Raw genomic sequence first — 7486 nt, forward strand, 5'->3', positions numbered from 1 at the left:
GAGGCGGTCCGCCCGGCCGCGCTCGGCGGCCCGCGCCGCGCGCTCGTGCTCGCCGACCTGGTCGGCGAGCTGCGCAGGGCGGTGTGCGACGGCACCGCCCCGCCGGAGCGCCGGCAGCGTGCGGCCCGCCAGCTGGCCCGGCTCGCCGACGCCGGGGTGCCCGGCGCGAGCCCCGAGGTCTGGTACGGCCTGCCCGACCTGTCGAGCGCGGTCCCGCTGCGGCCGCGGGACGACCGGGTCGTCGTCTCGCCGTCCACGGTGGAGGTGCTGGCGAAGTGTCCGCTGCGCTGGATGGTCGAGCGGCACGGCGGCCAGGACCCGGCCGAGCTTGCGTCGATCACCGGCGTGCTCGTGCACGCGCTGGCCCAGGCCGCGGCCGACGGCGCCGACGAGGTCGCGCTGCGCGCCGAGCTGGACCGGGCATGGGACGCCGTGGACGCCGGCGCGCCGTGGTTCTCCCGGCGCGAGCGGGCCCGGGTGCACGCGATGATGGACACCTTCCTGGGCTGGCTGCGGGCCACCCGCGGCGAGCTCACCCAGGTGGCCGTGGAGGAGGACTTCGCCGTCGACGTGCCGGCGGCGGACCCCGCCGTGCGCATCCGCGGCCGGGTCGACCGGCTGGAGGCGGACGCGGACGGCCATCCGGTGGTCGTCGACGTGAAGACGGGCCGCCAGCCGGTCACCGAGGCCGACGCCAAGGAGCACCCGCAGCTCGCGGTCTACCAGCTCGCGGCGGCCTACGGCGCGTTCACCCGGCTCGGCCTGGACCGCGAGCCCGGCGGCGCGCGGCTGCTGTACGTGTCGAAGGCCAACCGCAAGAAGCTCGCCACCGAGCGCAACCAGGACCCGGTCGACGAGGAAGGCCTCAAGCACTGGACCGGCGTGGTCGCCGACGCCGCCGCGGCGAGCGCCGGCCCGGACTACGTGGCCCGCCAGAACCCCGACTGCCCCCGCTGCCCGGTCCGCTTCAGCTGCCCGGTGAACCCCAGCGGCCGCCAGGTGACCGAGTGACCACCGACCCCGCGAGTCCAACACTCAGGACCCGCGAGTCCAACGCCCAGGACCCGCGAGTCCAACGCCCAGGACCCGCGAGCCCGCGGAGTCGGCGGGTGGTCGGGTGATCAGCCCGCGGCTGCTCGCCGCGGAGCTGGGCCTGCCGGCGCCGACCGAGGAGCAGGCCGCGGTGATCGCCGCGCCCATCGAGCCGGCGCTGGTCGTGGCCGGCGCGGGTGCGGGCAAGACCGAGACGATGGCCGCCCGGGTGATGTGGCTGGTGGCCAACGGCCTGGTCACCCCGGACCGGGTGCTGGGCCTCACGTTCACCCGCAAGGCCGCGCGGCAGCTCGCCGACCGGGTTCGCGCGCGGCTGCGCCGCCTGGCCGGATCCGGGCTCCTGGACCGGATCGACCCGAGCGGCGAGCGGCTGGCCGCGGTGTACGCGGGCGAGCCGACCGTGCTGACCTACCACGCGTACGCCGGCCGGCTCGTCGCCGAGCACGGGCTGCGGCTGCCGGTCGAGCCCGGCGCCCGGCTGCTCACCGAGACCGCGTGCTGGCAACTCGCGCACCGCGTGGTGTCGACGTGGACGCAGGACCTGCAGACCGACCGGGTGCCGGTCACCGTCACCCGCTACCTGCTGGAGCTGTCCGGCGAGCTCGCCGAGCACCTGGTCGACGAGGAGGCGCTGGCCCGCTACTCCGAGGAGGTCTGCGCGGCCATCGAGAACGCGCCGCGCGGGCCCCGCCAGCGCGCCGAGCTGTCCCAGGACCTGCGGGAGGTCGTTGCCACGCAACGGTTCCGACTCGCGCTGCTGCCGCTCGTGCTGGCGTACGCCGAGCGCAAGCGGCGCGAGGGCGCGCTGGACTTCGCCGAGCAGATGGCGTTGGCCGCGCGCCTCGCGAGCACGCAGCCGGAGGTCGTGCGCGGCGAGCGGGAACGCTACGGCGCGACGCTGCTCGACGAGTACCAGGACACCGGGCACTCGCAACGGATCCTGCTGCGCTCGCTGTTCGGCGGCCCAGGGGGCGAAGGTGGCTCGGGCGGCGGGCCGATGCCGGTCACCGCGGTGGGCGACCCGGTGCAGGCGATCTACGGCTGGCGCGGCGCGAGCGCGGCCAACCTGCCGCGGTTCGCGACGGACTTTCCCAAGCAGGGCAAGAGACCGGCCACCCGGTACGGGCTGCTGACGAGCTTTCGCAACCCGCCCGAGGTGCTGGCGCTCGCGAACGCGGTGTCCGAGCCGCTGCGCACCGCGGGCCTGGACGTCGACGAGCTCCGCGCCCCCGCGTCCGCCGGGCCCGCCGACGTCCGGTGTGGACTGTTCGGCGACGCGGAGGCCGAGGTCGGGTGGCTCGCCGACGCCGTCGCCGAGCGCTGGCGGTCCACTGTGGAGGAGACGGGCCGGCCGCCGACCGCGGCGGTGCTGGTGCGCAGGCGCGCGGACATGACCGACATCGCGGCGGCGTTGCGCGCTCGCGGCCTGCCGGTCGAGGTGGTCGGCATCGGCGGGCTGCTGGACGAGCCGGAGGTGCGCGACCTGGTGTCGGCGCTGCGGGTGCTGATCGACCCGCTGGCCGGGACCGCGGCGGTGCGGGTGCTGACCGGCGCGCGGTGGCGGCTGGGCGCGGCGGACCTGGCGGCACTGTGGCGGCGGGCGGTCGAGCTCGGGAAGTCCTACGAGACGGCGGGCGAGGGCTCGCTGGTCGACACGGTGCCTGGCGAGGGAGCCGAGCAGGCCGGGCTGGTCGACGCGATCGACGATCCCGGCGACGCGGAGGTGTACTCGCACGAGGGCTACCGCCGGATCCGGACGCTCGGCGGCGAGCTGCGCGGGTTGCGGCGCCGGTTGGACCATCCGCTGCCGGAGCTGGTGGCCGATGTGGAGCGTGCGATGCTGCTCGACGTCGAGGCGAAGGCCCGGCCGGGCGGGGCGGGGCGCGCGCACCTGAACAAGTTCGCCGACGTCGTGTCCGACTACGCGCAGACGAGCCCGTCGGCCAGCCTGCCGGCGCTGCTGGACTACCTGGCCGCCGCGGAGGCGGCGGAGGACGGGCTCGAACCGGGCGAGGTCGAGGTGGCCGAGGACCGCGTGCAGATCCTGACGGTGCACTCGGCGAAGGGCCTGGAGTGGCAGATCGTCGCGGTGCCGCACCTGGTGAACGACGTGTTCCCGAGCCGCAAGCGCACGTCGTGCTGGCTGCGTGCGGTGACCGAGCTGCCGGCCCCGCTGCGGGGTGACGCCGCGGACCTGCCGGCGCTGTCGCTGGCCGGTGCGGCGAACCGCAAGGAGGTCGAGCAGGAGCTGACCCGGCACGCGGAGGCGTTCGCCGAGCGGGACCTCGTCGAGGAACGCCGGCTCTGCTACGTGGCGCTGACCCGGTCCGAGCGGACCCTGCTCGTGTCCGCGCACTGGTGGGGGCGGACCGGCTCGAAGCCGAAGGGCCCGTCCGACTTCTTCGACTCGGTCGTGTCCTCGGTGTCCACGATGGACGATCGGGTGGCGTCGGTGGAGCACTGGGCCGCGCCGCCGCCGGAGGACGAGGAGAACCCGCTGGCCAACGCGGACCGCACGGCGGTGTGGCCGGCCGACCCGCTGTCGCTGGGCCGGGCGGACGTGCGCGAGGGCGCCGCGCTGGTGCGGGCCGAGCAGGAGGCGTTGCGTGGCGGCGCCGGTCAGCTGCTGCTGGAGGACGACCCCGAGGGCTGGCTGGCCGACACGGACGTGCTGCTGGCCGAGCGGGCCGCCGCGGCCGCCCGCCGCGAGCAGGTGTCGCTGCCGCCGTCGATGTCGGTGAGCCAGCTGGTGGAGCTGGCCGCCGACCCCGCGGCCCTCGCCCGCAGGCTGCGCCGCCCGCTGCCGTTCCCGCCGAACCCGACGGCCCGCCGCGGCACCGCTTTCCACGCCTGGCTGGAGAAACGCTTCGGCTCCAGGGCGCTGCTGGACCTCGACGAGCTGCCCGGCTCGGCGGACGCCGACGCGGCCGCCGACGCCGACCTCGACGCGTTGAAGGACGCGTTCCTGTCCTCGTCCTGGGCCGAGCGGGTCCCGCACGAGGTGGAGGTCCCGTTCAGCTGCGAGGTGGCGGGAATCTCCCTGCGTGGCCGCATGGACGCGGTCTTCGCCGACCCGGACGGCGGCTGGACGGTGATCGACTGGAAGACGGGCATCCTGCCGCGCGACGAGGACCTGCCGGCGCTGACCGTGCAGCTGGCCGCCTACCGCCTCGCGTGGGCGAGCCTGTCCGCGATCGCGGTCGACAAGGTGCGCGCCGCGTTCCACTACGTCCGCCAGGACCGCACGATCCGCCCCGCGGACCTCATGGACGCGAACGGCCTGCACAACCTCCTGCAGGCGGTGCCCACCGCATGACCGGGATCTCGCCGCTGGACCAGCGCGCCATCGACCGCCTCCGCGAGCGGCTCGAGCACTACGGCGTGCTGCCCGTCGAGTACGGCATCCTCGCGCCCGAGCCGGACGCGCTCGTGCTCGAGCAGGTGCCCGGCGGCGGCTGGCAGGTCCGGTTCTGGGACGCGAGCCGCGGCCCCGGCCGCGACGGCAAGGTCTTCGAGCACGCCGTCGACGCGGCGAAGGTCCTGCTCGCCACGCTGTTGTGGAGCACCGACCTGGACGACTCCCGGGCCCGCTACCGGGCCTCCCGCGACCAGGGCTGACCCGCCGAAGGTCTTGCCGCGCCGCGCAGTCACGGTTCCTGAGCGTGCACACCCGCTCGGCCGGCGGCCGCCGCGATGCGACGTTCCTCCCCGAGGGCCACCCGAAGCGAGGAGGACGACATGGGCATGCGCAAGGTACTGATCGGGCTCGCCGCCGCGGTTGCGGTGGCGGTCGGGGCCGTCGTGGTGCTGCCGGGCGCGGACGCGGACGCCAGTGGCAAGGAGCTCACCCACCGGCAGGCCACCGCGAAGCTCCGCGCCGCCAAGATCAGCTGGACCTCCAGCGGCGGCTGCAGCAACCGCAACCGGCCGAACTGCACCTCGTTCACCGGCATCAAGTCCGGCACCGTCAGCGGGATCATCACGTTCAAGAAGTCCAGCAGGTGCAAGGTGACCGTCACCGGCGGCACGGAGACCGGGCACGCGTCGGGCACCTACAGCCACTGGAACGGCTACAAGGTCGACATCGCGAAGACGTCTTGCACGACCAACTACATCAAGCGCAGCTTCAGGTCCATCGGCGGCGGCAGGTGGCGCTCGTCGGCCGGCAACGTCTACTACGACGAGGGCAACCACTGGGACATCACGTACTACTGACGGAGAACCACGTGGGGGTCACCGGACACCGGCGGCCCCCACGTTAGTCTGCGCCCGTGACCAGCCCTGACGAGCCCGGGCAGCGCCTGCCGCGCAAGCTGCGTGCGCGCCGGGCCACCGACCGGCTCACCGACCGCCCGGACCACCCGCTGGCCGGCGTCATCCGGATGCCGGAGAGCAGGGTCAGCCCGATCACCTCGATCGTGCGGCGCATCGTCTGGGCGTGTGTCGCGCTGCTCGCGGCCGTGCTGCTGGTCTACCTCGACCGCGACGGCTACCGCGACTCCAACGGCGACGGGCTGACGTTGCTGGACTGCTTCTACTACGCGACGGTGTCGCTGTCGACCACGGGCTACGGTGACATCACCCCGGTCAGCGAGACCGCCCGCCTGGTCAACATCCTGGTGATCACGCCGCTGCGGGTGCTGTTCCTGATCGTTCTGGTCGGTACCACGCTCGCGGTGCTCACCGAGCGCTCCCGACAGGCGTTCAAGCTGCAACGATGGAGGGGCAAGGTGCGCGATCACGTGGTGGTCGTCGGCTACGGCACCAAGGGCCGGTCGGCGGTCAGCTCGGTGCTCTCCGACGGCGTCGAGCCGGACCGCATCGTGGTGGTGGACACCGACCAGGCGATGCTGGACGCCGCGTCGGCGCTCGGTCTCGTAGTCGTGCTCGGGTCCGGCACCCGCTCCGACGTCCTGCGCGTCGCGGGCGTGCCGCGGGCCAGGGCGGTGGTCGTCGCCGCGAACCGGGACGACTCGGCGGTCCTCGTCACGCTCACCGCGCGCGAGCTCGCCCCCAAGGCGCAGATCGTCGCGGCGGTGCGGGAGGCGGAGAACGTCCACCTGCTCCGCCAGTCCGGTGCCAACCAGGTCGTGGTCTCCAGCGAGACGGCCGGCCGGCTGCTCGGCATGGCCACCCACACGCCGACCGTGGTGGACATGGTCGAGGACCTGATCACCCCGGAGTCCGGCCTGGCGATCGCCGAGCGCGACGTCGAGGAGGGCGAGATCGGCGGGTCGCCTCGGCACCTGTCCGACATCGTGTTGGGCGTCGTCCGAAACGGGAAGCTCTTTCGAGTGGACCACCCCGAGGCGGACGCCATCGAGCGCGGCGACCGGTTGCTCTACGTCAAGAAGGTAACCGCGCCCCGGGAGGACTAGCGCACGGCCCTCTACCGGCCCCAACGGGGTCACGGGTTGTCCCGGTGACCCCTGTTGGGTCTCAGTCCGGGTCTCGATTGCCTTCCCAGAGGAACCCGTCGATGCGCGATGCGATGTCGCTTCGAAGCGCCGCTGTGCTGTGCTGGTAGCGCTTGGCCGTGGCGGTGTTTGACCACCCCATGAAGGCCATGACGGCGCGTTCGGGCACTCCGAGCAGTAGGAGCACCGTTTACCACGGGCAGGGAGCACCACACGACAAACCCGAAGGACGGGCAGCGCTGCACACACGGTCGAGCTCTGTGCCTCGAATCGTTGAGAGAACGATTCGAGAGCATCCATACGAGGTGCCGTGCGTTGCGGCATTCCCGATGATCGCCGGCAGCGCGTCGTATCTGGCCTGGATACGCACGGAGACCACTGACACCGCGCCGTGAGTCACCGCCGGTCAACGCTTGCGGTAGACCTCTCTGCGGTGCGCAACGCGTATCACGAGAACGAGTAGTTCATTGTCTCGAATCTCGTAGACAACGCGGTAATCGCCGATTCGGATTCGCCAGAGCCCGTGTTTCCCGGCGAGCGACTTCACGCCCGCCGGGCGCTGGTTCTCCCGGAGAGCTTCGGTCCCGGTCTTGATGCGTGCGGCGATGTCACGGGGCAGCTTGCGGATGCTGCGGTCGGCTGGAAGCTCAGCGCGTAGCGGGGTCGGTCGTTCACAGGCCGAGTTCAGCCCACAGCTCCTCGGCCGGGACAGGCTCGCCAGGCTCGGCGAGAGCTGCCTCAGCGGCGCGGATGTCGTCGGCGTCCTCTGCGGCCTCGATCTCGGCTGCGACGTCGGCCGGGACGATGGCGGCGAGGCGCTCGCCGTGTTCGTCGGTCAGGTAGATCACCTGACCGCCGGCAGCGTCGTGCGCTACCTCAGCCTGGATCCACCGCGCGGATTGTCACCGGGAGTGTGTCGTGACAGCAGAAGTGCCCTTTGACCTGGGAGAATCGGAGTTGCTGACACCCCGATACCCATAGCCGAAAGGGCACTTCGTAGATGCGATTGTTGCATA

At 73.0% G+C, this 7486-nt stretch carries 8 protein-coding genes; 6 read left to right on the forward strand and 2 right to left on the reverse strand.

Annotated features, from left to right (window positions below):
- The 6 genes from GEV28_RS41340 to cutA form a co-directional block, all read left to right on the forward strand.
- Positions 1 to 1011: PD-(D/E)XK nuclease family protein (locus tag GEV28_RS41340; protein WP_291419702.1), on the forward strand; the 1011-nt coding region annotated here is incomplete at its 5' end.
- 106 nt (positions 1012 to 1117) lie between these two features.
- Positions 1118 to 4369: an ATP-dependent DNA helicase gene (locus tag GEV28_RS41345; RefSeq protein WP_291419703.1), complete on the forward strand. Its 3252-nt coding sequence runs from the start codon at positions 1118 to 1120 to the stop codon at positions 4367 to 4369.
- Complete coding sequence (locus tag GEV28_RS41350) at positions 4366 to 4671, forward strand: hypothetical protein (protein WP_291419704.1); 306 nt, start codon at positions 4366 to 4368, stop codon at positions 4669 to 4671. Before GEV28_RS41345 ends, GEV28_RS41350 begins: the two co-directional genes overlap by 4 nt.
- A 120-nt stretch (positions 4672 to 4791) precedes the next feature.
- Positions 4792 to 5268 carry a hypothetical protein gene (locus GEV28_RS41355; protein ID WP_291419705.1) on the forward strand — a complete coding sequence of 159 codons (477 nt, stop codon included), beginning with the start codon at positions 4792 to 4794 and terminating at the stop codon, positions 5266 to 5268.
- A gap of 98 nt (positions 5269 to 5366) precedes the next feature.
- Positions 5367 to 6431: a TrkA family potassium uptake protein gene (locus GEV28_RS41360; protein ID WP_291419707.1), complete on the forward strand. Its 1065-nt coding sequence runs from the start codon at positions 5367 to 5369 to the stop codon at positions 6429 to 6431.
- A gap of 188 nt (positions 6432 to 6619) precedes the next feature.
- Complete coding sequence (cutA, locus tag GEV28_RS42945; RefSeq protein ID WP_367115293.1) at positions 6620 to 6865, forward strand: divalent cation tolerance protein CutA; 246 nt, start codon at positions 6620 to 6622, stop codon at positions 6863 to 6865.
- Positions 6866 to 6876: 11 nt separating this feature from the next.
- On the opposite strand, the gene GEV28_RS42950 is transcribed toward cutA, so the two are convergent.
- Both GEV28_RS42950 and GEV28_RS41370 read right to left on the reverse strand, forming a co-directional pair.
- Positions 6877 to 7212: a type II toxin-antitoxin system RelE/ParE family toxin gene (locus GEV28_RS42950; protein ID WP_367115294.1), complete on the reverse strand. Its 336-nt coding sequence runs from the start codon at positions 7210 to 7212 to the stop codon at positions 6877 to 6879.
- The gene (locus GEV28_RS41370) at positions 7142 to 7318 is read right to left on the reverse strand and encodes a hypothetical protein (protein ID WP_291419706.1); all 177 of its coding nucleotides are present in this window, start codon (positions 7316 to 7318) and stop codon (positions 7142 to 7144) included. Before GEV28_RS41370 ends, GEV28_RS42950 begins: the two co-directional genes overlap by 71 nt.
- Positions 7319 to 7486: the final 168 nt, after the last annotated feature.

The sequence above is a fragment of the Actinophytocola sp. genome (genome assembly GCF_009379765.1).
Classification (GTDB): Bacteria; Actinomycetota; Actinomycetes; order Mycobacteriales; family Pseudonocardiaceae; genus Actinophytocola.

Excerpts from the sequence above, each read along its gene's own strand:
- GEV28_RS41350 (WP_291419704.1), top strand. The coding sequence starts at position 4,366 with ATGACCGGGATCTCGCCGCTGGACCAGCGCGCCATCGACCGCCTCCGC.
- GEV28_RS41355 (WP_291419705.1), top strand. The coding sequence starts at position 4,792 with ATGGGCATGCGCAAGGTACTGATCGGGCTCGCCGCCGCGGTTGCGGTG.
- cutA (WP_367115293.1), top strand. The coding sequence starts at position 6,620 with ATGACGGCGCGTTCGGGCACTCCGAGCAGTAGGAGCACCGTTTACCAC.